The 23,889-nt window shown below is 38.0% G+C and carries 18 protein-coding genes; all 18 read right to left on the minus strand.

Annotated features, from left to right (window positions below; translation table 11 throughout):
• Positions 1 to 7: 7 nt before the first annotated feature.
• The 18 genes from BMX21_RS07880 to BMX21_RS07965 all read right to left on the minus strand — a co-directional run bounded on the left by BMX21_RS07880 (position 8) and on the right by BMX21_RS07965 (position 23,864).
• Positions 8 to 1,798, minus strand: coding sequence for a hypothetical protein (locus tag BMX21_RS07880; protein WP_092043147.1), 1,791 nt, complete (start codon positions 1,796 to 1,798; stop codon positions 8 to 10).
• Entirely contained in the window at positions 1,788 to 2,915 is a 1,128-nt protein-coding gene (locus tag BMX21_RS07885; protein WP_177173971.1) for an acyltransferase, read from the minus strand. Before BMX21_RS07885 ends, BMX21_RS07880 begins: the two co-directional genes overlap by 11 nt.
• A 51-nt stretch (positions 2,916 to 2,966) precedes the next feature.
• On the minus strand, positions 2,967 to 4,718 hold the full coding sequence (locus BMX21_RS07890) for an ABC transporter ATP-binding protein (RefSeq protein ID WP_027203304.1): 1,752 nt from the start codon (positions 4,716 to 4,718) through the stop codon (positions 2,967 to 2,969).
• A 10-nt stretch (positions 4,719 to 4,728) separates the two neighbouring features.
• The gene (locus tag BMX21_RS07895) at positions 4,729 to 5,775 is read right to left on the minus strand and encodes a glycosyltransferase family 2 protein (RefSeq protein ID WP_092043152.1); all 1,047 of its coding nucleotides are present in this window, start codon (positions 5,773 to 5,775) and stop codon (positions 4,729 to 4,731) included.
• Between the two features lie 117 nt (positions 5,776 to 5,892).
• Complete coding sequence (locus tag BMX21_RS07900) at positions 5,893 to 7,533, minus strand: MBOAT family O-acyltransferase (protein WP_092043154.1); 1,641 nt, start codon at positions 7,531 to 7,533, stop codon at positions 5,893 to 5,895.
• On the minus strand, positions 7,533 to 8,471 hold the full coding sequence (locus BMX21_RS07905; protein WP_027203301.1) for a UDP-glucuronic acid decarboxylase family protein: 939 nt from the start codon (positions 8,469 to 8,471) through the stop codon (positions 7,533 to 7,535). Before BMX21_RS07905 ends, BMX21_RS07900 begins: the two co-directional genes overlap by 1 nt.
• An 84-nt stretch (positions 8,472 to 8,555) precedes the next feature.
• Positions 8,556 to 10,697 (minus strand): UDP-2,4-diacetamido-2,4,6-trideoxy-beta-L-altropyranose hydrolase, encoded by a 2,142-nt coding sequence (pseG, locus tag BMX21_RS07910; RefSeq protein ID WP_092043156.1) that lies wholly within the window; start codon positions 10,695 to 10,697, stop codon positions 8,556 to 8,558.
• 3 nt (positions 10,698 to 10,700) lie between these two features.
• Complete coding sequence (gene pseF, locus BMX21_RS07915; protein ID WP_092043158.1) at positions 10,701 to 11,399, minus strand: pseudaminic acid cytidylyltransferase; 699 nt, start codon at positions 11,397 to 11,399, stop codon at positions 10,701 to 10,703.
• A 13-nt stretch (positions 11,400 to 11,412) separates the two neighbouring features.
• The gene (locus tag BMX21_RS07920) at positions 11,413 to 12,513 is read right to left on the minus strand and encodes a glycosyltransferase family 52 (protein ID WP_027203299.1); all 1,101 of its coding nucleotides are present in this window, start codon (positions 12,511 to 12,513) and stop codon (positions 11,413 to 11,415) included.
• A gap of 2 nt (positions 12,514 to 12,515) precedes the next feature.
• Positions 12,516 to 14,198, minus strand: coding sequence for a hypothetical protein (locus BMX21_RS07925; protein WP_092043160.1), 1,683 nt, complete (start codon positions 14,196 to 14,198; stop codon positions 12,516 to 12,518).
• A 91-nt stretch (positions 14,199 to 14,289) separates the two neighbouring features.
• On the minus strand, positions 14,290 to 15,462 hold the full coding sequence (locus tag BMX21_RS07930) for a glycosyltransferase family 2 protein (RefSeq protein WP_092043162.1): 1,173 nt from the start codon (positions 15,460 to 15,462) through the stop codon (positions 14,290 to 14,292).
• Between the two features lie 31 nt (positions 15,463 to 15,493).
• The gene (locus BMX21_RS07935; RefSeq protein WP_143057224.1) at positions 15,494 to 16,915 is read right to left on the minus strand and encodes a hypothetical protein; all 1,422 of its coding nucleotides are present in this window, start codon (positions 16,913 to 16,915) and stop codon (positions 15,494 to 15,496) included.
• An 8-nt stretch (positions 16,916 to 16,923) separates the two neighbouring features.
• Positions 16,924 to 18,255: a glycosyltransferase family 4 protein gene (locus BMX21_RS07940; protein WP_092043165.1), complete on the minus strand. Its 1,332-nt coding sequence runs from the start codon at positions 18,253 to 18,255 to the stop codon at positions 16,924 to 16,926.
• Positions 18,256 to 18,284: 29 nt separating this feature from the next.
• Entirely contained in the window at positions 18,285 to 19,235 is a 951-nt protein-coding gene (locus BMX21_RS07945; protein ID WP_092043168.1) for a glycosyltransferase, read from the minus strand.
• A gap of 11 nt (positions 19,236 to 19,246) precedes the next feature.
• The gene (locus BMX21_RS07950) at positions 19,247 to 20,392 is read right to left on the minus strand and encodes an EpsG family protein (RefSeq protein WP_092043171.1); all 1,146 of its coding nucleotides are present in this window, start codon (positions 20,390 to 20,392) and stop codon (positions 19,247 to 19,249) included.
• Positions 20,393 to 20,482: 90 nt separating this feature from the next.
• On the minus strand, positions 20,483 to 21,280 hold the full coding sequence (locus tag BMX21_RS07955; protein WP_027203292.1) for a glycosyltransferase family A protein: 798 nt from the start codon (positions 21,278 to 21,280) through the stop codon (positions 20,483 to 20,485).
• Positions 21,281 to 21,288: 8 nt separating this feature from the next.
• Positions 21,289 to 22,425, minus strand: a complete 1,137-nt coding sequence (locus BMX21_RS07960) for a YveK family protein (protein ID WP_027206149.1) — start codon at positions 22,423 to 22,425, stop codon at positions 21,289 to 21,291.
• Entirely contained in the window at positions 22,425 to 23,864 is a 1,440-nt protein-coding gene (locus BMX21_RS07965; protein WP_022754830.1) for a sugar transferase, read from the minus strand. The genes BMX21_RS07960 and BMX21_RS07965 overlap by 1 nt, the downstream gene beginning before the upstream one ends.
• Positions 23,865 to 23,889: the final 25 nt, after the last annotated feature.

Consider the following 23,889-nt stretch of genomic DNA (forward strand, 5'->3'; position numbering starts at 1 on the left):
ACTGTTTTTACGATATCGCATATACCACATATTTTTCATCTTCAAAGATAATATTATAATCATTCGAAGCAATATAGTCCATCAATATGTCCAATTTATCGCTAACACCGTATCCTACACCATCTATATCAGCATCAGTTACTATTACAGGATAATCTGTCATATTCATAAGCGCATGATCAAAGTCCTCTATCCTGTTACTTGCCAGCATGGGCCATGTTGTATAAATAGCTGGTTCCATATCAAATAGGTAAGACATCCCCGGAGCATTACCAAACTGCAAAAGCTTATACTCTAAAAGCCCATTATCTTTCAGCACATTATACAACTTAATAAGTTCAACGGCATTATCTGCTGTTGTTTCAAGTCCTGCTGCCTTGGGAATTTCTGATGACATTCTGATATCTCGTCTTGTTCCATCCATTCCGTCTATAAAAGAAAATCCATACTTAAACAAAGTACCTTGAATAAGCAATACTACTACTACCATCAAGGCCATTGCATGCCATGGAAAATGTACAGCACCGCCCCTTGATCTTCGTATCACACGCCTTAACTGAGTAAGAGTTATTGGCGCCACCAAAATCAGATTATTAACAAGTGGAAATGTGTAATTATCACTTCCAAGCGGTGTTATCAATATTATTAGAATTGATACCATCGCAAATATTCTTTCACCATTTGTTCCCGGCATAAAAGATACATAACCTAGTCTATCCATAATACCTGAAATTATATCTAAAACGTCCATTACTCCGCTCAGTATTATGAACATCATAGCTGCCTGAAACATAGAATCATAATAATAGTAATTAGTCGTAAATACGCCTTCTGCAAAATAATATCTTACAAGTACGAATATACCTATAATATATAAAATTTTAGCAAGCCTTAACATCCATACTTTTTTGAATCTAAGTTTAAATAGTATCACACCTGCAACTATGCACGGAATCATAATAATCATGACATTAAATGTATGACCGTATGCTTCTATAGTAGTCCTTAGTGTATATGATGTCCCATGAGTACTCTGTGAATCATTAGCAATTCCAAACAACCAGTTTATCATAGCTCCGTAAGAAGCAAGGCCATAAGCCAGCACTGTTCCACAGATGCATACTCCTGCCCCAGTCACATAACCACCTATGCAAACAATGGTACTCCTTACAGAATCTCTTAATTTCTTTTTTTCTAAAAAATCAGCAAACCATAAAACTAATATAAATCCTGCTTCGAGTACATTGGGAAGTCTTACTGCCACATTTATTCCCAATAATACCCCTGCAAGAAATAATCTTCTTTTCTGCTTGGCTCCTTCTGCAGTCATAATAGCCGAAAGTAAAAAAAGTATGCCAAATGTCATAAAAAAATACGTCATGTAATTGTAAAGAATTGCACTAGGACACCAGCATACACTTTCAGCAATCCATTCACCAGTAAATAACATCCATCCTGGAATTACAGTCTTAAGACCATAATAAACCAAAAGCGCCATAGCGCTTATTACTAAGGTTGTATAAATCTTCATTCCAAGAACAGTTCCCGCTCCAGGAAGAAAAGTCAAAAGATGTCCAAAAGCACTCGGAATGATTATAGAGAGCTTCCAATTTGTATCCATCAGTTCATAAAATTCATAATTACCAAGGCTATAAAGGGTATCACTGATATCAAGTCCCTGATCTATGGATACAAAAGGAAATATCAGAAGCAATATTGGAAAAAGAAATTGTTCTGATATAGGTTGAAACTTTTTTAGTTTTGAATATACCTTATCTCGTAGCCTGTCATTTTTCATCAGCCTTAAGCTCCTTGTCTATATCCATTAGCTTCTTCCAGAACTTTGTATTAACGCATACTCTTTCTACAAATTCAAATATCACACTTCTGATCCAATCTACAAATACACAGCTTACAAACAGTGTCAGTATGCATGATATCAAATGGCCTGCCATTCCCGGAATTGTTGCAGGTACATTGCCATATATCCCCTTCATCCACTCTACCCATCTATCTCTTATTTCAAGATGTTCATGAAGAAGATATATTCCAAAACTAAATGGAGCCAGGAGCCTTGCAAACTTAGCAACATATCCCTCTTTAACTTTAATATATCTAAATGTTGAAAAAAGGCCCAATGCACCAATAAGGCAGAGAATGAAATTATAGTGAAAAGTAACGCCTGAATAATAGATAAATCTTCCGGTTTTATAATTCAATTCATGGAAAAAAACAGCTACTGCGAAGCTTAAAACGGATGCACCTACATAAAGTAAAACGCTTGTTTTTGGACTATTAACAATTCTTACATTATATTTTCTAATATATGCTGCAATAAGGTACAGACATATATACCAGTCAAGATTATATCCCATCATATCAGTTGGAAAATTAACAGGTATTATACTCTTAATAAGACAAAACATAATAAGAAGGCCTATTATAGACGCTTTGAGCTGTTTTCTTGTTAAATACAAAACACCTTTATTAAGAATCGGAGCTATAACATATAGAAGTATATATGCCGTTGCAAAAGAATAATGCTCCGAAGATATCGGAAATAGGAACTGAGTTGTTTTAAAAATTCTGTCAGTCCTAGCAACATTAGCAGTATTAACAACCTGCATCGCAAAGGTTACTAAAAGCGTGTAGAAATAAACCTCTGCAATAAGCTGAAGTATCCTGGTAAGCTTAAAATCAGATTTTGAAAGGAAATAACCACTTATCAGAACCCATACATTAACCGCTACAATACAAAATGATTCTATAAATTGCCCTACAAGCTGAAGATTTGTAGCCTTTTCACCGGTTTTAAGCAGAAGGTCTGTATGAGAAAGATAATGCAACGTTAATACCATAAGTATGGCAATAACCCTCAATATCTCAAAATTGGCATCTCTCTTCCTAGTTGTCATAAAGTCCTCCCCCATTTGCAAGGTGTCTTTTTAAACGACAAAGCTTTTTTATCAGCGCTCCTTAATAGCTTTGCCATTTTCAATTCTATAAACCATATCACACTTTTCAATAGTCTGAAGTCTGTGTGCGATGATAATAAGTGTCTTTCGACCATGAAGGCTATTAATAGAATCCATTACTGCCTTCTCCGTTTCGCCATCAAGAGCAGAAGTCGCCTCATCAAGAACAAGCACTTCAGGATTTTCAAAAAGAGCACGTGCTATTCCTATTCTCTGACGCTGGCCGCCTGAAAGGCGTATTCCTCTTTCTCCTATAGTAGTATCCAGACCTTCCGGAAGACTTCTTACATAGGTATCAAGCTGAGCCTCTTTAAGAGCCTGCCATACTTTATCATCATCAATGTCTTCATCCTTAATTCCAAAAGCTACATTCTTACGAATAGTGCTGTCTATCATAAAAATAGTCTGTGGAATATATCCGACATTCTTAAGCCATCCCTGATAATTACTCTGTACATCCACTCCATCTGCTGTAACTTTGCCGCCTTCTATCTGCAATAGACCGAGCATGACATCTACGATAGTAGTCTTTCCGGCTCCGGTCGTACCTACTATTCCGACAGACTTTCCAACCGGTATTGCCATATCAGCATTATCTAAAACATAGTTTGTTGAATTAGGATAATGGTATTTGATTCCCTCAAGCTTTATTTCTTTTTCTACAGGAAGTTTTGAAGCTTCCATAGCTCGCTTATACGCTGTTGGATCATATTTTATGCTTGTATCATGAATCTCATTACTGAGATTGTTCATAACGTTATCAAGGAAGGGTTCAAAATATGCGATTGATGTCTGGTAGTTATTGATACGATTTGCACTTGGCAGTAATCTTGATGCCGCACCTACAAGAACGCCAAGTTGAGGAACAATATCACTCATACTAGTCCCATTAAGAACCATCACTATAATATATCCCACCATCGCTACAATGCTAACAGTTTCTATTAAAAGACGCGGAGTTGCTGTAAAAAGATTATAACGCTGCACAGCCTGAACGTAACCATTACCACACTTTGAATATTCATCAACAAAATAGCCTTCTTTTGATGCTATCTTTATTTCTTTAATGCCTATAACTGCTTCACTTATCCATTTAAAAAGACCACTGTAAAAATTCTGGTTCTCCTCTCCGGATCTCTTCATGACTGGTTTGATAAACTTCCTTATGGCAAGAAGTGTCAATACAAGAACCGCTCCTATAAAAACAGTCATTATAGTATCCTGTATCAGCAGAATAACAATAATACAAGCAAATACTATTAATTCACTTATAAGCTGAAGTACTGCCAGAATAAGGCCATACATATTTATAACATCAGAAGTGATCATCCTCTGAACAACAGATGTATCAGCATTAAGATAATACTCATAAGGCCTATTGATGAAGTTGACCATCATGCGCTGAGAGGTTTCAAACTGATTGGTAAAAACGAACTTAAGCTGTATCTTGTTCATAAAGAAAAGGAATACATTTTTTATTACGAATACAGCTATTAAAGCTCCTAATATAAGCGCTGCAAATCTAGTGACATCAGAAATATGGAGTCCATGATATACAATTCTAAGAAACCATTTCTTTTCTATTGCTTCCGGATCCATGACCACTGTCATGATGGGCGAGATAAGTGCTATACCCAATGATTCCAATATGCCACCAATAAGCATCAGTATTATTATCCCAACCATTTGGTGTTTCTGCTTTTTTGAAAGCAAAACCATTAGTTCTTTCCAAATTTTACGCATATGATCCTCTTTAACGATTTATCTTTTTTCTTAAATCTCTGTATGCCCAGAGCATCCTGTAATAAATATAAAATAGCAAATGACTTTTCATCTGCATCGAAATAAGCTTCTTTTCCTCTTCACCTATTCTCTGCTTATAATATATATTGTTCTGAAAATTCGGAAACGTCCGCTTCATCTCTTTGGCAAGATCTCTGGAAAAACTATAACATCCTCTTATATGCTGAGACCTTGGCATGGCAGAAAAAAGTGTATTTATATAAAATAAAACCGTATATTTAAATTCTATTTCCGGTCTGAAATCTTCAAGATATCCTTGTTTCATAGCTTCCATGAGTAACAAACGTCCGGCAACTTTACGATCCTCAAGATTCTTCCTTGAAATCGTATGGACTGTAGATGCATCATGTTGGTAATAATAATACATCGGCTCCGGGATATATTCAAAATGCTCAGCCCTAAGCATCCAAGTATTGGCCACAGCATTATCTTCATAGAATATATCTTCCGGAAATATCTTTCCAGATGTACCTTTCAGGATTATATCCCTTTTATAGATTTTGACAACAAGACTTCCCGGATCAAGAATAAGTTTTTTGTATTTCTCCCTATCAAGTATTCCTGTCTGAGCATCATTATTATTATGAACTACTTTTCCAATCTTGTCGCTATGCTCCGGCGTAAGATGATAATCACATCCCACCATGTCAGCCCCGGTTTCCTCTGCTTTTCTTAAAAGTCTTTCATAAAAATCGGGTGTGATCCAATCGTCTGCATCTATGAATCCGATCCACTCTCCTTTTGCTATAGCCAGACCGATGTTCTTAGCGCCTCCCTGATGATGATTGGTTTCTGAGTGTATAGCATGAAAAAAAGAGCTATTGCTGCGCTCATATTCCTGCATTATCTTAAAAGAATTGTCTGTAGAACAATCATCAATTGCAATTATCTCATACTGATCCTTGGGAAGAGTCTGAGATACCAGACTGTCAAGGCACCACTTAAGTTTATCATCTGCAGCCTGATTATAAACAGGCACAATTACACTTAACTTCAAAGATTCCTCCTGTTTAGATACCTATAAATCTCCATAATACTACTATTTATAAAAGTATATGCTTACCTAAAAGTATCAATAAAAACGAGAATACATATTTAGAATATTTACATCATCTTAGAAACCAAGATATATATATGTACTAACATTGGCAAACTTAATTATAGACCACACCATGAGCACTGCCAGTATAATAGCACCTGGGACATTCACTTTATGTTTATCAGCAAGCTTGGCGGCATTGGGTGATATAAATGCCAAACCAGCGCTTATAAGTATTATAAACCACATGCATACCTTGGGTCCCCAAGTCATGTGAGCGATAGGCGTAATCTTAAATATATACCAGAGTTCGTCTATCTGAAAGCACTTTATAAAACCATTGCTTATCATTAGTGCTGCTGCACCGTACTCTTTAAATCTGGTCATTGCATATACTAGACTTATAGCATCCTGCAGCGTTTCTGCTCTAAAAAACACCCATGCAATCGTTACAAAAATGAATGTAAATATCATTGCTATAGGATATGGAATAAACTTTTGGGTGCGCGTGTTTTCTATAGCCGCTTTTTTACCTGTAGTAGCTCTTGTAATTACATACAATAGTCCATGCATAATTCCCCATACTATAAAGGTAAAACCTGCACCATGCCAGAACCCTGACAATATGAATACTATCATAAAGTTTATATAGGTTCTTATATTTCCTTTTCTATTACCACCAAGCGGAATATATACATATTTGGTAAAAAAGGTGGTAAGAGACATATGCCATCTTTTCCAGAAGTCATCAATATTTCTTGCTTTATATGGACTTTCAAAGTTTACGGGCAGGTCCATCCCAACCATTTGGCAGATACCTCGCCCCATATCACAGTATCCACTAAAGTCAAAATATATCTGAAATGAATAACATATGGCTGTAAGCAAAGCATCCATAGGGGTAAGAGTGTGGATATTACCATATCCGTAATCTACTGCGATTGCCAGGGTGTCTGCAATAATAACTTTCTTGGTCATTCCCAATACAAAAAGCATCACAGCCTGCATAAATATATCAGTATTCCATTTTAGGTCATGGATTTTTGTAAACTCTTTTTTCATGTCAGTGTATCTGACAATTGGCCCTTGCAAGATTTTAGGAAAAAAAGTTATATAAGATAGATATTCAAGTGCAGATAACTCCATAACTTCGCCTGTGAATACATCTACAAGGAGTGATATCTGGGAAAATGTATAAAAACTTATAGCTATGGGTAATAGTATTGACGCGGTTAAGTTACTTCCTGAAATATAATTTATGAATTCCGCAAAAAAAGCTGCATATTTAAAAAATAAAAGTAATACTATATTACCGCAGATAGCTATTATTAATAACGCTTTAACTAAAGTACCAGATGTTTTTTTCTGAGATTCCAGTATTTTATTATTGTTATAAGCAGTATTTATACCAGATTCATTATAGCTATCTTGACTCTTTTTTTTATTTGTAATCAGAAGCCTTATAAATAAATAATTCCACACAAGGCTGAGTATCAAAACTCCAAATACTTTGATTCCAAAAAATGCAAAAAATATGAATGACATTATAACACAGTAAAGCTCGACTGCGCTTTGTACGCAGGCGGGCTTTTCGCATGTCAGACCATCAGCCTTATTCTGCGAACAATAGCTTTGGGTCAAATATGAAACAGTGTAAACACCGCCAACAAACAGCGGTAAGAATGCAAATACAAATGCATATGAATTAAATAGCATCAGATAACACCCTTAAAGTAATCTATAGTCTTTTGAAGTCCGTCACGAAGAGCAATTGTAGGCTCCCAATTAAGTTCTTTCTTTGCAAGTGTTATATCCGGCTTACGCTGCGTTGGATCATCAACAGGAAGATCTTCATAAATTATCTTAGAACTTGTTCCTGTTAATTCAACAACCATCTCAGCAAGCTGCTTGATAGTGAATTCACCAGGGTTACCGATATTAACAGGGCCTGTGAATCCTTCTCTGCTGTTCATGAGTCTTATCATACCTTCAATAAGATCGTCAACATAGCAGAAACTCCTGGTTTGGCTTCCATCACCATATATTGTGATATCCTGTCCTCGAAGCGCCTGAACAATAAAGTTGGATACAACTCGTCCATCACCTATGTCCATACGAGGTCCATAGGTATTGAATATACGCATGACCTTGATATCAACACCGTGCTGTCTATGATAATCAAAGAAAAGAGTCTCTGCAACACGCTTTCCTTCATCATAGCAAGAGCGCGGTCCTATAGTATTAACTCTGCCTCTATAGCTCTCCGGCTGAGGATTGCATTCCGGGTCACCATACACTTCAGATGTAGAAGATTGAAGAATCCTAGCTCCGGTTCTTTTGGCAAGTCCAAGTGCATTAAAAGCTCCATATATTGATGTTTTTGTAGTGTAGATAGGATCTCTTTGATATTGAATAGGACTTGCAGGGCAAGCCAGATTATAAATTTGATCACACTCTACAAAAATAGGTTGTGTAACATCATGTCTTATAAATTCAAAATAAGGATTATCGAGAAGATGACGGATATTATCCTTACTTCCTGTAAAAAGATTATCAACACATATAACATCATTACCTGATTCTATAAGTCTGTCGCAAAGATGTGACCCAAGAAATCCAGCACCACCAGTAACAAGTACTCTATTCTTACGCATTTATCGTCCTCCTAAAAACAATTATCTATCGATTGTCCTCGTTGAGTATAGTTTAATTCAAAATTTTTCGCAACTTTTGCACATTTATTTAGGGTATCTGGCAAATAACGACTCGTAATCATAGTTTTTAACTATTTCACGAAGTTTATTCATATCAGCTTCAATATCATCTTTAAATATCTCTTCTTCTCCGCTATTAAAACATCTGACCATCCACGCGTTATACTCCGGTTTATAGTGAATCGTATCCGCATAATTGGACAGATCTGTTATGATCTCTTCATTGTCCATAAAATCAAAAAGTCTGACATTGTCATATTCTAAAAGCGTATCTGCTATTAGCTGTACCTGTGCAATTGTTGCTTCCAGGTTATTATCCTGCATTACATCATACCAATAGAGCACGCTATATGGAGCAAAGAAAATATAAAAGGTTGTCTCTTGGTGTTCTTTGATGTATGGAAGAAAATTGACCTCAAGATTTTGGGCCGTCTGCGGCAAAAAAGCATCGGCATCAAGCTCTTCTTCATTGTATTCTGCCGGATAATAATTGTGCATTACCCACTGCTCGTTATAATACTCTGGTGTCCACCAACTATAGTAAATAGTTGAAAGATCTGACCCTTGTCTCTGGATTGTTGGTTTTAATATATATTGAAACAATACATCTTTATTGTAAAGATACTGGATATCATTAAAAACATTATTATCGTAAAGATACGTAGGTAGTTCATACTTTGTTGCATTAATATCAGCAGTCATTACATTTGGATCTATTACCATAAAAATGGCATCAACACCATTTTGCTTCCTTGAATATGAATTCTCATCATATATAAAAGATAATATGTTATTATCATCCCTTGGCAGAGCGCCACTATAGCTAAGTTTTATTGTGTTAAGCCCCATAATATCAGCAAAATCATTAGTATTAAAATTAACTGTCATAGATGATCCTACTATAGCACTGTTATAAATCATGTTTGTTGCCATACCGGGATTTTGTGATAGTTGATTATCCACTATATATGGGAAGCCATTTATGGGCTTATGGTAATGAAAAAAAGGATCTATTATCAAAACCAATATTCCTATTATCAGCAACAGTACAATTACTGTTGCAAAAAAGGCTTTCATAGGACCGATTCCTTGTTTTATGCTTTTTTGAAAGCCATCTTTACTGATAATAGAATGCATTTTAGATGATAACTTTTTTCTTGTAGTCTGATTTTCAAGCTTATCAAGTTCATCCATAATACTATCAAGGGTTTTATTTGTATCTGTCTGAAAGTTGCCGGCATATTTTATTCCGGCTTTTTGGCTAAAAGCTTCAAGATTTAACTTCTGGTTATCAGCTGTAATAAAACCTATTGTTGGGACACCCAGCCTGCATAATTCAAAAAGAGTCGAACCTGATGCAGCAATTGCAACGTCCATATCTTTCATAATACTCGCCATATTCGTGACATTCTCATGAATTCTGATGTCTTTGGCATCAATATCTGCTACCAGTTTTTTTAACTCTTCTCCGTCCTTACTCATAGGACCAACTATAAGATGCCAACATATGCTTTTATTATGAACAATTGCATGTTTATTGTCTTCTAAAAGTTTATGAACAAAAGCTTTTTCAAAATGAAGTCCATCACCGCCACCAGTTGTGATCATAATATTATTTATCTTATGTCCTATCTTAATCGGTTTTATATTTTTAAATTCATCTCTTACGGGAGCATACTCGGGACCTAAAAGGAGTTTTGTCTTTGGATAATCCTTCTCATACCCCATATCCGACGCATAGATAGCATAGTTAATAAGTTTATCACAAGGATATATACATTTTTTCAAATCATCAACAAGAGTAACTTTAAAATGTTTGCAAAGTTCCTCCATATACTTTGGAGTAATGAAATAACTATCAACTAATAGTTCAGTCTTAGCCAGATTCTTATCTTTTTTATGACCAATCTTAACATTTTCACTGAAAGCGCCATGCTTTTCATTCAAGATACTGATAAGATCAGGAATTTCTGTTTCCATATCCCGATAGTCTGTATCAAGGATTATGGTCTTAAAACCTTTTGTCAAGAGCTCCTTAGCAGGTCTGGGATCTGCAAGAATAAAGCAGATATCTTCATCCCCCCACATCTGCCGTGAAATGGCTTCACACCTCATGATGTGACCCATACCTATTATTTCATTTCCATCTGCACGTACATATTTCATAGATTAAATCCTAGTTTTATCTATCATAAGTTTATATTTTAATTCAGCAATCTGCCAATCCGTAAGATTATCAATATCCTGTACTTCCATCTCGTCTATAACCATGGGAAACACTTTTCCAAGCAGGAGATTACCACTTTCTTTAAAGTTCTTTGTTCTAAAGAAATAGAACTGTCCGGCATCATGATATTCTTTTTCCAGATCCTGTGATCTTGTATTAAGATATTCAGGATATTTAAAAGAAAGCATATTTTCTCTTATAACAAAACATCTTTGAGGCGGATACGAAAAGGGAACTACTGGTATAAGTGAATCAGCATCCGACTCCTTAAATTTGATTCCGGCTTCTTTTAGCTTATCGGAAGTTATGAACGGTGCTGTTGGGTAAATACAACATCCTATATCAAAACTCTGTCCTATTTTTTCATATTCATCCAGAACTTCAAGCAAAACATCACTAGTAGTAGCATAATCTCCAGACTGTTCCTGGCTTCTAAGGAATGGAACTTTCGCTCCATAGCTAAGTGCAATCTTAGATATCTCTTCATCATCTGTTGAAACCATTACTTCATCAAATATACCACTACCTATCGCAGCTTCAATCGAATATGCTATTATAGGTTTTCCACAAAATTCTTTTATATTTTTACGAGGAATTCGTTTGCTGCCCCCTCTTGCTGTAATTATTGCTAATGTAGACATATCTGATCATCTCCTATTCCAGTTTATCGTCTTCTTCCTGCTTGATTCCAGCCTGACGGTTCTTATTATGAATCTCAGGATCTTCATACTTATCCATAAATGTATGTCCGAGACGGATTTTTTTATCCGCAAAAGATATACCATTAAGATCAGTATATACCGTTACAACGTTTTCAAAATGTATATTATCAAAATAATCCAACATCTCCATCGGCATAGTCCCGTCAAATACTACATCATCAGGAAATACTAACCTATAATCCAGAAGATCTCTTGGATGAGGCTTAATAAATATCTGACCTTTGGCCTTAAATACTTTTGCAATATCCAAGAATATTCTTGTTCTAGTTTCAAGATCGCAAAGCGGATCTGTAAGTATCAATGTCCTTTCGCCAGCTTTCATATCAGACAACTTATCTGTAACATCCTTTATATCTTTTACAAAAGCTGACAATATAAGGCTCTTATCCTCTTTTGTGAGACGTTCAACAAGTTTTTTTCTTGGAAGCTCAACATAGTATGGACACGGCTTTTCTATAGCAGCTATATCATTAACTTCCATATCCGCACAATATTTGCCATACCCATTCTGGACAAATATCAGATTCATTTTTTTGGACATAAAAGCTTTAAGTCCAAAATGACCTCTATTATCAAATCTTGCAGCATCAAAATGTACAAGGCAGTTCAAGCCATCTTCAAGCGCATGATATCTGATATGTTTCTGATTCAGATAATATCCTATGGGATCAGAATCACAAAAAACATATACTTCCCTATACGCTTTAAGATTTACAGGTATGTATTGTGCTTCGAGTTTTGCAAACTTTTTTGTATATCTTATTCTTTGGATTAAATTAGCAATAATATTTCCTTTATCCTGCTTGAAGTTTGCAAGTTCCGGAAAAAACGTATCTTCTTTTTCGTCAAAGATAATGACTTTATCAAATAATCCTGTAAGTTCTACCCTTTTTGAAAAATCTCCAAAATTGTTAGACATTACTGATAGCATCAAATCAGCATGCCCTCTTTCTTCTTTAGGTAATGCAAGTTCTTTCAAAAAAGAAATATATGCGTGATAAAAAGTATGACATATATATATTCTATTACTCATATTTATTCTCCAAATCCGGTGAGCTCATAAGTGGTCCAGTTTTCTTCATGAGCCACTTCTTGGATTTTACTCAGGTTTTCATTAGCATCCATCAGCATATTTAGCATGTTCTGCTGATTATCATCATCTGCAGCATATACGATCAGCTTATTACTTGAGCAAATGGCTTCATCTGTGATAGCTTCGTCATTTTCCTGACTTACAAAATAGACTCTTGGGTATTCCATAAGTTCATTGGTGATCCACCAGACTTTATCAGGGGTGGCACTGTTGTACATTACAATTACACAAGCATCCTTGTTATCCCTTGCATACTGCACTTTGGCTCCTTCTTCCTGATACAAAAAGAGGATATTAGAGCCTGATATGTCGCATCCAAGTCCCCACAGGATAAGAAATGCGCAGAAGACATAAAGGATGCCTCTACTTATCATATCCATCTTTTCCTTAATATTTAGGGAAAAGAGCTTGCCGGTCTCAATTCTTGCTGCCAGTTCGCCCAAAAGAAGCTCAAGTGCTGTAATTATAACCAGGACGAAGAGCCAGTAAACAGGCATTTCATACCTGTTGGAGGTATCTCCCAGTAAAAGGCCTGTCTTGGCAACTACCATGAAGTAAACTACGCCTGTTATTACCAGCATCATATATTCAGAGCTTACTCTTATCTTAAGAACTATAAATCCTACAAGAAGGAGTACTGCAATAATGACAAATGATCCCGCAAATACTCCATTATTCATAAGTCCTGTATAAAATAAAAGCCTTGACGGAAAGTTAGCTATATCCTGAAACTCGCTTATAGCTTCCGTCCCTCTATACCCGGCAAAAATATGTGCTGCTGCCGATGGATATGTGACTACTGCAAGCCCTAGTGAGACAGCACAGCTGCATACATAGATCACCGCTTCAATAAGCCTTTTTGAAAATCTGTTGCCGCGTCCTGATCTTCTAAACAGGAGCCATATGGTAAAGCATATGCCCATAAATACGAAGAATATCAGATAATAGTAGTGTGTCAGAAATCCAAGATAAGAACATACCATCACAGGCAGCATATACCTAAGCCAGAACACCAGCATGGACTTACTGTCTGATAAGAGAATGGTATTCTCGACTGCCCTTGCTGCTCTAAGGAGCATTATGTGAAGTAGGGCGCAGCCTATTACAAAGACATTCATCCACATGTACATCCTTGTGAACATGACGAATGATACTGTCATAGGATTAAAGCCCCAGATTGCCAGGACCAAGAGCTTTGTAATATCGCTGACTCTTAAGATATCCATAAGTTTTGATAACAAAAGCCATGCTATTACAAATGCGATCATATTGACCACAATTCCTATCCATTTTGAAAAAAGTCTTGGAACGATGGAACATGCTGTATGCAGGATGTCGTAGTAAAGGGGCGGATGTACATCCCAGGACTGAACAGTAGATACAAGGCCGTAGTTAAAACCCTGTCCCGGGATAACTACGAATTCATCCTTTATGGTATCAGTATCCTGCCACTGCCTGTCTGTTACGAAAAGTCCCGCTGTCCTGTTGGATGAATAGTAAGAATAGTATTCATCTTCGTGGAAGCCTTGTTTTCTGATTCCTACGACAATGCAGATAATAAGCTGCAGGATTAGAAGTATATATCCAATTGTCTTAAATAGTGTCTTTGAACTATCCTGACCCATGAGTTAATTGCCTTTCTTACCGATATTCTCTTAGCCTTCATTCTATTTATGAAGACAATTTTTGTACGGGATTGCCGCTCGTTGCCAACTATTATATGCGTCTTACAAAAGCGTGCACTTTCCTTATGGTTCTTGGGTTATGTGTAAAGAGACACAAGTACAGGCGCTGCCTTCTGGACAGGTAGGGATTTTCCTTAATTTCAGCCTTATGCTCTTTTACAAATCTGCACACGCCTTGATAGAACCCGTTGTCATCCGTCATCTTTGATATCGGGATGTGAAGCAGGTAATCGAGTCTTTGTACCAGCGAGAATCTCATGGTATATTCCGCAAGATCAGGATATCTGTCTTTGGCAAAAGAGGTTACGTCATCAGCATTTACAACTATGTCTGTAAATACAGGAGGGAAATAGTCTTTGTCAGCAGCTTTCTTCCTTGAATTAGAACCGCTTCTGTAATAGACATGATAGCCTGTGTCTGTTGTAACTACCACTTCTCCTGCGTCAGGGAGCATATGATATAAAAGCCAAAAGTCCTCGTTAAGAACTCCTTCCGGGAAAAGTCGTACTTCCCTGTTCATAGTATCTTTATTCAAAGTACCTTCATTCACAGTATCTCTATTCAAAGTACCTTCATTCACAGTACCTTCATTCACATTTTTGTTATCTACTGTATTTTCAATAACATGAGAGAAGCTACTATCTTCAGAACTTCCACAAAATCTTCTCACCGCTTCATCTATATCGAAAAGTTTCCTCGATGTAAGCTTGGTACAAAAGGACGCATCGCCTCTATGCATAAGGAGTTCTTTTAAGAATCCCTTATCCGTGTAGATTGTCTCCCACTCAGGAACCTGCACTACATCAGGAAGCCTTGATCCGTCTTCTGCGATCTCGTCTCTTCCTGTCTGAGCCATAAGAGCATTATTCCTGATAAGAGCATCTACAAGTTTTTCATACATGAAGGGAGAGATATAGTCATCACTGTCAACAAAGCCTATATAGTCGCCTTCTGCCTTTGAAAGGGCATAGTTTCTGGCTCTTGAAGAACCTCCATTTGGTTCATGAAGAGCAGTAACGTTTGAATATTTTTCTGCAAGTTCGTCAATGATCCTGCCTGTATTATCTGTAGACCCATCATCAACTACAAGGATCTGTATAAGTTCCTCGGGATAAGTCTGCTTTACAACTGACTCAACACATCTTGTTATTAGATTTTCAATATTGTAAGCCGGTATAATGACCGTTATCTTAGGTCTTTCCATTATTAGCTTTTCCCTTATTTTCAATCATTTATTAAGACAGAAGTTTTTCTTCCGCCTTTTCTATTTTTAGTTCCTTCTTATGTACCTGTGAATAAAGGTCTTTTGCTAAAAGAAGGATAATGCCAAGAAGCATAAACGCAAACACTACAAGATTGGCAGTAGTAAGCGACGATGATGCTCCCCACAAGAATCTTGTATAAGTCACAAGGGTTATAAACTGCAGCACTATCGCAAGGATAAGGCGCCTGAATCCGAACATTCCATAGATGAAAGCAAAAACTTCTGCAACATATCCGTATCTTTCATGCATGCATGGAAGGCAGTATACTACAAGCTGGCTTACAAATACAACCAGTGTCAGGTAGAAGAGCTTGTCATCCTTGAACTTCTTGTTGTACAGGTAATAGGCAAGTATTCCAAGGAGCATTACTGTAAATACTTCGCCGCAGGTTATGATCATCTGCCTAAGCGTTTTGTCAATATCAGAATAGATGATGGTATATATGTTTGGATAGTTCATTGTAAGTCGCGAAAACATCGATACCTGATGTCCGTATATACCAAGAAGTGATCCAAAGCTTCTTCCTACAGGCTCTAACACGAGGCTTTCACCATTAACCGCAAAGTCGCTTATCCAGGATACATTGCCTGTATCAGCAAGAGATGCTATATCTACTGTAACTTTAGAAGGAACCAGCGCTCCAGCTATAGCTGCAGGTATTATGACAAGCACATACATTACAGGTACGCAGAGTATATAGCGGATCTTCGTCTTATTCCGCAGCCAGGCGATTATAAGAACAGGAGCCAAAAAGATTGCCTGCTGCTTCCAGCAAAAAGCTATGGCAAAATACAGCCAGGTCCTAAGATCTTTTTTCCTAAGAAAAGATAAAAAGCTCAGCATTAGAAATGATGTATAGATAGCATCATTCTGGGCCCACGCAGCAGAATTAAGGAGCACTGTTGGAACCACCATCATAACCCCCATTGCCATCATGGACTTATGAGAATCCCTGGTCATCTCATATATGATCCTGAAAGTCGTAACAGCCAGAACTACGTCAAATATACAGTCAGACATTTTCACAAGGAACATATCATTGCCACCGCCGTTATTAAAAAGGTTCAAAAAGACGATCAGGTACTGATACAGGCAGTTATAATCAAAGGTTGAAAGGTGGTCTGCTCCGCCTGGTTCAACGCCTATATAAGGAACCCCCGCTGCATGACAGTTTCTTATCTCTTTCATCCAGTCAGCAAATGCCAGTTCATAATCTCCGGACATCATTCCAAAGACAGCAAATCTTGCCACAAGTCCCAGCATTATGATAGCTACCGCAAAGAAGATATCGATGAACTCCAAAGTGATACCAAGAATATTTATTTTTTCATGTAAAAATCTGTCAATCGTCCTCATCTGATCCTCCGTGCCGGCTTTTTGTTTTTTACCCAAAATTCAAATCATCTCTCAAGCGCATGATATATTTCAAGAAGTCTTGCGTAGTTAATATCTGCGTCGTGGGTCATAAGGGCATGTTTTCTTGCATTCTCACTATATACGCCTGTTATGACTCTCTCTTCCCATATCTGAAGTATAGCTTCTGTAAGCCCTGCCACATCTCCCGGTTCAAACAGTACTCCGTCTCTGCCATCATCAAGCATACTGGGGATTCCGCCTGTCCTTGCTGCAACGATCGGAACTCCTAGGAGCATGGCTTCTCCTACGCTATTTGGCGAATTCTCTACTATAGACGGGCATACAAATACGCTCGCCTTAAGATACTGCTCTTTCATCTGGGCTGCAGATAGCTTTCCAAGTATAGTCACGTTATTCTTAAGACGTCCTTTTGCTATCAAGAATCTTAGATACTTGCCATAGGCTGATATTCTCATAAAAAGAGGATACCTGCTACCCCTTATCTGTGCTCCGTTTTCATTAGGAATTGTTACAGTCTTTCTGTCAATTGCGCCTATGATACTGTTCCCTGCTACATATACGTGAGTATCCGGATACTTCTCCATAAGCTTTGGAAGCGCCTCTAATACGAAGTGGAAGCCCTTAAGAGGATAATCTCCTTGTGACAGGAAGATGGAATGAGGCACTGCTTCTTGCTCTCTCCACTCTCCTTCGTAGAAATCCTCCCTCATAGTCTCGTTCATCGCATGATACTTGGCATCCGGATTGATAGTAAGAACTGCACTTCTGTCAAAAGAGGTACGGCCTGTAATATGACCAACCCTTTTTATCATCTCTCTTTCGTTTTCTGCACGAAGTCTGAACTTGGCCTGCTGTTCTAATAAAGAGTCATGCTTTAACTTATCTCTTATCGTAGCATCTTTCCTTACATGTTCGGGGAGTTCTGCCATATACTCATCTGCTATTGCGCAGCATAATCCCTGAATTCCAAGAAGGGTCTGGGAAGGCTTGTCATAAGCCTTGATCATGGCAAGAGAATGTGGGAACTCTGTTCCGAAGATGTGGACAACATCAGGGTTATAATCTTCTATTATCTCCTTGAATCTTGTCTCAAGTTCAGGTTTATAGATTTCAGGTGTATTCAGGTTTTCATGAAAGCTATAGAAGACAATTCCGTCAATTTCTTTTTTGTCCCATTTATCATGTTCTGGCACAGGGAAGCAGACAGCAAGGTCTATGTCACACTTTCCGTCTTTTCTCCTTGCGCGTATCTTGTCAAAAGAGCCTGAGAGCCAGCCCTCACGATTTGTATATTCAATTCCTTCATGCCTGGCAAATGCCGGAAGCATAATATTACAAAGCCATAAAACTTTCATACGATCACCGTTTCTTTTTATTTACTGACTTACTTACGATTATATATCAAGCTCTTTAGAGCATTATAGATGCCTGCTGTCTTAGGACTTCTGGCGATTTTGGTGCGGAGGGGAGCCAGGGTTATCAGCATTATGAGGTCGTATTTTAAGACTTTACCTTTGGGAAGGTAGCGGGATACGATCTGCTTTCGTTCACGTTCTGAGACGACCTTGGCATTGCCGCTTTCTGAGTAGCCGCCGCCTTCATAGTCTGCTACTGTCACGGGGACGTAGGTAGTAACTGCCTTATCTATGTATACGCAGCGAAGGAAGTGCTCGTAGTCAGCCCTTATATGCCAGGTTGTATCGAAGTGCTCAGCCATCATAAGCCTGATATCATAGAAGCATGCCTGATGGCACGGTACGTTACGATAGCATGCAAAATCGTCCATCTTAGGATTAGAAGCAACTACCTGGCCGGTGATCCTTTCGTAGATATCACCATAGAATATATGCTTTTTAGATGCTTCAGGAGTGCTATCTACTATCGCATCATGAACCCTTTTAAGCGTATCCTTGTCCTTAAGATAATCGCCGCAGTTAAGGAAGTATACATATGAACCTTCGGCTTGAGCAGCACCATTATTGGTAACTTCTGTCTTATTTTCACCAGTACCTGTACTAACACCAGTCATAATATCAGGAGCTTTTTTCCTATCATCCATCTCAAAAGACAGGATATTAAGCGCCGTATTCATCGCATCATAGATACCTGTATCTTTTTCAGATACGAACCTAAACTTCCCATCCTTGGACATCCCTGTATCAGCATCTATCATAAGTTCATCTCTAAGCTTATCAATAGATCCATCTGTCGATAATCCATCCTTAACGATCACTTCCCAAGAATCAAAAGTCTGCTCTTTTATACTATTTATAGTCTTTATTAGATTCTCACCAGCATTAAAGCTAACTACAATAATCTTAAAAAAAGTTTCCATATTGCAATCTCCTAATCAAGAATCTGATATTCCAGCGGTACCATGTCATGGAGAAGGAACGTTTCGTAAGGAAGAATTCTTACCCCGTCTGCAGGTGCCTGCTTCCACATGAATATCAGAAAATACAGAAGACATGCTATAAGTACCACCAGCTTGTATAGCTTTTTTCTGGTCACATCTTCAATACTCTCAAGTATCGCAGGTACTAAAAGGATCTGCGTCACAGTAAGATAATAGCCGATCCTTGATATAACAGGAATGAAACTGCAGAAAACATATAATAGTAGAGCCAGCGTATTGCATTTAACATAGATGACATTCATCTTGTCATTTACTATCTTATCTTTATACATAAAGGCAAGTGCAAGCACTGCTATACACCTTGCTATAGAGATAATGCTGGTGCCGCCTTCCAATAGGTCTGTATCCTGATAAGAAGGATATACCACCAGAAGAAGCTTTAAATAATAGTCCTGAAGGAACAGAAAGCTAAGACATACTATACCGGCTGTAAGCCCCATCCACCTCTTCCACTTGATACAGCAAAGAGGATACAGGATCAGTATCACCAGCACCGACTTATGGAAACAGGCTGCAAGAAGGATTATAAATACAAACCTTGGCCAGTCACCTCTTTTTATAAAAGACAGAGACAAAAGCGCTGCTCCAAGTGCCAAATAGTATCTGACTGTTGACAGCGACTGGAAATAATATGTCAGAAGCATGAACATAAGAAATGTCCATCTGAAGGACTTACTTAAGTCCTTCATCGCATACAGAAACAGAAGTACTGTAACAAAAGAAAATACTGCAAATACAAGTATATAATTCTCGTATCCGCTCAGAAAGTACAAAACCCACACCAGTATGTTGAATCCAACCTCAGTTGGCACATATGCATGTGAATATATCAAATGCATAAAATTGGTGTATTTAGCATAGTCATTGCCCACATTGAGCCTAAGTGCAGATACCGCAAAAAGCATGATGAAAATACTCATCATGCTAATGATATTCAGCACATGCTGCCTGCTATAACCACCATATTTAAAAACATAGCTACCGCTATTATCAGAAAGTGCCTTATCTAAGCCAATACTCCTTACATTAAAGGCAAGTCCTATAGTAACAACCGTTACAAGGAGATATATCAGCATTTATTATCTCCTCCTTACATATTTAACTTCATGTCGCGAGCAATGAAAGTGACTAATGGTTCAAATTGGCGGAGCCAGCGACAGCAGATCTTATTTTTCTGCGTTCCTGACCCCTTTTGCAAAGATCTTAAAGCACTGGGCAAAGGTCTTGTCCTTGACCATCTGTCCCCTGTTCTTATAGATGAATCTGAATCCAAAAGCAAGAGCCATAAACCCGTACAGATAATGGTACAATACTCCTCTGTCATAGAAGAACTTGTCCGTATATCCCTCAAACCAGGTGGATTTACGCTGTATTTCTTTGCCTAGAGTTACATTGGTACGATAGATGCGGATCTTTTTATCAAGACACTGTTTTAGGAAAAGAGAATCTTCTCCGTTAGAATATCTTGCTCCTCCGCCAAAAAGCTGTGAAAAGGTCACACCACTTCTAAGGAGCTTGTCTCTTCTTACAGCTATACTGTATGCAGGATATCTTCCATAGTTGTACCAGCGAACGCGGCCATAGTTCTTGTTGTAATAGGTCTCACGTCCCTCTGACTGCTTGATATTAAAAAGAATCATATCAGCCTCAGGATGCGCTGCAAATTCCTTAAGAACATCATCTTTATATCCTTCACGATATAAGATATCTTCATCAGAAAAAAGAATTATGTCAGCCTTGGCATGAGTTATCGTGATATTACGGGACTTACCTACACCTCTTTCATCACAGTGGAAACATCTTATAAGATGAGTCCTGTAGGTATACTCCGAATAAGCAAATTCATTGCACTGATTGACTATGATAGCATCGCATTGAAGATTCATGGCAGCTGCAAGAGTAGTAGTATTCTGATCTACCGCCGACACCATAACTTCAAGTTCAGGTACTTTATTATCATCCATATATTAGCCTACCTCAAATAATACCAGTTCAAAAACTTCATATCTGTATCTGTCATGATGATTCCAAGAACAGGGCAATCGTGCTTATGAAGCTGACTTATAATATGTTCTACAGATGTCCCTTTTCTGGCTCCCTGCGGGATAGCTATGACCACGCCTTCACACTCACTTATATCTCTGTAAGATTCAAGTGTCGTTCCGGGAAGTGGCAGAGCCTTGATCTGTGTTCTGTCAAAATTAAAGGTACTCTTGACTATGTTCTTAAAACTATCTACAACTTCAGCAGCAGTATCATTTTCATCAGTATCAGCCACAGATATCACTGCTATGCTTGTATGCGCTCCAAGGATCTTCTTACTGCAGGCTATCAGCTCATTCTTGAACCTGACCGGAAGTTCCTGGTCCTTTTTTGGCATCACGCCAAGTACAGGAAGATGATATCGTCTCTCGCCGTCTTCAGGAACATAGATAGCATCATCCATAGCATCAAGGAGCATCATAGCGATAATCACAAGTATTATAAAAATCCCTGCTCCAAGCGCCGTCGCTACTCCTGTTCTGTCTGTTATGGTCTCAAGCTTTGCTACATCATCTTCTCTTTCAAGCTTTATGGAGATGAATTCATCTCTTTTATCCCCATAAGATATAAGTGACTTGTCTGTAGCTATGAGTATCGCCTGTGCGAGGTCCTTATCTGTATTGCCTACCGTGATCACCAGATATCTAAGATCTGATGGTACAGATGCTGTGACACTTCCAAGTACTTCATCTCTTGTAACGCCGCCTTCTACAGATCCCGGGGTTTCACTTCCTGATGCAAGCTCGGTGATCCCCATTTCTTTGAGATAATCCATAGTAGTATTGATGATCTCATCAGACGACATAAGTGTATTCCAGGTATATCCGTTATAGTAATCGTATACTTCTCCGGTATCATCCGGTGCAAATATCAGATACAGCATCGAAGATGTCTCATAGTTCCTGGCAGGTCCATATACTACATGCGCTGCAAAATATATTGCAAAGCCTGCCAAAGCTCCTATTACTCCGGCAAGAGGCAGTAGCCATATCTTTCTTAAAAGCCTTCCATAAAAGCTCTTGATATTCAGGTTTTCACTTCTGTGACCGGTATCTTCAAGTGCCATCAGTTCTCATTCTCCTGTGATTGTTTTTTCATGGCTGTGATCTGGTTCTCATCTATACCTTCTGTAGCATCAGGTGTGAAGAGGATCTTGGCTGTAAGGAGCATAAGCTTTATATCAAGCCATACAGAGTAGTTCTGTATATAGAAAAGATCCAGCTTTAACTTATCATAAGGTGTTGTATTATACTTGCCATAAACCTGTGCATATCCGGCAAGGCCTGCCTTAACCTTCATTCTGTATGCAAATTCAGGCATCTCTTCCATATACTGCTCTATGATCTCAGGTCTTTCAGGACGAGGTCCGATAAAAGACATTTCGCCCTTAAGTATGTTAAAAAGCTGCGGAAGCTCATCTATTCTTACTGCACGGATGAAGTTACCAATAGGAGTTATCCTTGAATCATTCTTGGATGCAAGGCGGGCAACTCCGTCTTTTTCTGCATCCTGCCTCATACTCCTGAACTTGATGATCTTAAAAGGCTTCTGGCCTACTGTACATCTGACCTGCTTATAAAATACAGGACCTCTGTCATAGAGATGGACACATATAGCCGTTATCAGCATGATAGGGCTTGAAAGCACTATCAAAATAAGTGAACATACAATATCGATAAATCTCTTTATGATCCTCTGCTCGATCTTAATAGAATACTCTCTAAGAAGCAGGATCGGTGTATCAAACAGGTGAAGCTGATCAGATCCTCTGACTAGTACGTCAGTTATCTTAGGCATGATATACATTCTGATCGAATGTGCATAACAGAATTTGACAAGTTCATTTCTCTTCTGAGTCGGTATATCCCAGATGATAACTCCGCCGTAATCTTTGCTAAGGCACTCTTTTTTCAGAATATCCATATCAGAAGTGATATTGAGCCTCTTGGTGATATGGAATCTGTCAGGTCTTGAACCGAATTTACGTTCTATATCATCTGTAGGATGATCTCCTGATATGAGAAGGAGCTCTCTTGGCATCTGTATAAATCTCTTGTACAGATAATCCACCACATATGTCCATATGAATGACAGAACAAGCTCATAGAAAAGGACTCTTACAATAGGTCCCACTGATACAAGCCAGTTCCTCATAAGTGAGAGCTGGAAATAAGATATAAGATTAACAATTAGAAGTGTGAATATCTGTGACAAGAATACGTCCAAAGGCTTGTCATAGCCTACTCTCAGACCTCCGTATGTACGGGAAAAGAAAAAGAGCAGCATAAAATAGATGAGCAGGACTACAATATGTCCGTTCATCGTGTATTTGATACCATTACCAAGTACGTAGCCATCCTGGCTTATACGAACAGAAGACAGCTCAGGATAATATCTTTTAAACCAGAACCATCCGTATACAAAAGTTTCCAGGATCAGCTCGCACAAGCCTATTATAAGTGTGATGATTCTTTTTGATGATTCAGAATAACGTCTGCGTGCCATATAATGCCCCTATTAAATCTGGAGT

The organism is Butyrivibrio sp. TB, assembly GCF_900110805.1.
GTDB lineage: Bacteria > Bacillota > Clostridia > Lachnospirales > Lachnospiraceae > Butyrivibrio > Butyrivibrio fibrisolvens_C.

Bases quoted from the DNA above. Each gene is read 5' to 3' on its own strand.
- BMX21_RS07905 (WP_027203301.1), bottom strand. From the start codon at position 8,471: ATGCGTAAGAATAGAGTACTTGTTACTGGTGGTGCTGGATTTCTTGGG.
- BMX21_RS07920 (WP_027203299.1), bottom strand. From the start codon at position 12,513: ATGAGTAATAGAATATATATATGTCATACTTTTTATCACGCATATATT.
- BMX21_RS07925 (WP_092043160.1), bottom strand. From the start codon at position 14,198: ATGGGTCAGGATAGTTCAAAGACACTATTTAAGACAATTGGATATATA.
- BMX21_RS07940 (WP_092043165.1), bottom strand. From the start codon at position 18,255: ATGAAAGTTTTATGGCTTTGTAATATTATGCTTCCGGCATTTGCCAGG.
- BMX21_RS07900 (WP_092043154.1), bottom strand. From the start codon at position 7,533: ATGCTATTTAATTCATATGCATTTGTATTTGCATTCTTACCGCTGTTT.
- BMX21_RS07965 (WP_022754830.1), bottom strand. From the start codon at position 23,864: ATGGCACGCAGACGTTATTCTGAATCATCAAAAAGAATCATCACACTT.
- BMX21_RS07950 (WP_092043171.1), bottom strand. From the start codon at position 20,392: ATGCTGATATATCTCCTTGTAACGGTTGTTACTATAGGACTTGCCTTT.
- pseF (WP_092043158.1), bottom strand. From the start codon at position 11,399: ATGTCTACATTAGCAATAATTACAGCAAGAGGGGGCAGCAAACGAATT.
- BMX21_RS07890 (WP_027203304.1), bottom strand. From the start codon at position 4,718: ATGCGTAAAATTTGGAAAGAACTAATGGTTTTGCTTTCAAAAAAGCAG.
- pseG (WP_092043156.1), bottom strand. From the start codon at position 10,697: ATGAAATATGTACGTGCAGATGGAAATGAAATAATAGGTATGGGTCAC.
- BMX21_RS07930 (WP_092043162.1), bottom strand. From the start codon at position 15,462: ATGGAAAGACCTAAGATAACGGTCATTATACCGGCTTACAATATTGAA.
- BMX21_RS07880 (WP_092043147.1), bottom strand. From the start codon at position 1,798: ATGAAAAATGACAGGCTACGAGATAAGGTATATTCAAAACTAAAAAAG.
- BMX21_RS07945 (WP_092043168.1), bottom strand. From the start codon at position 19,235: ATGGAAACTTTTTTTAAGATTATTGTAGTTAGCTTTAATGCTGGTGAG.
- BMX21_RS07955 (WP_027203292.1), bottom strand. From the start codon at position 21,280: ATGGATGATAATAAAGTACCTGAACTTGAAGTTATGGTGTCGGCGGTA.
- BMX21_RS07885 (WP_177173971.1), bottom strand. From the start codon at position 2,915: ATGACAACTAGGAAGAGAGATGCCAATTTTGAGATATTGAGGGTTATT.
- BMX21_RS07960 (WP_027206149.1), bottom strand. From the start codon at position 22,425: ATGGCACTTGAAGATACCGGTCACAGAAGTGAAAACCTGAATATCAAG.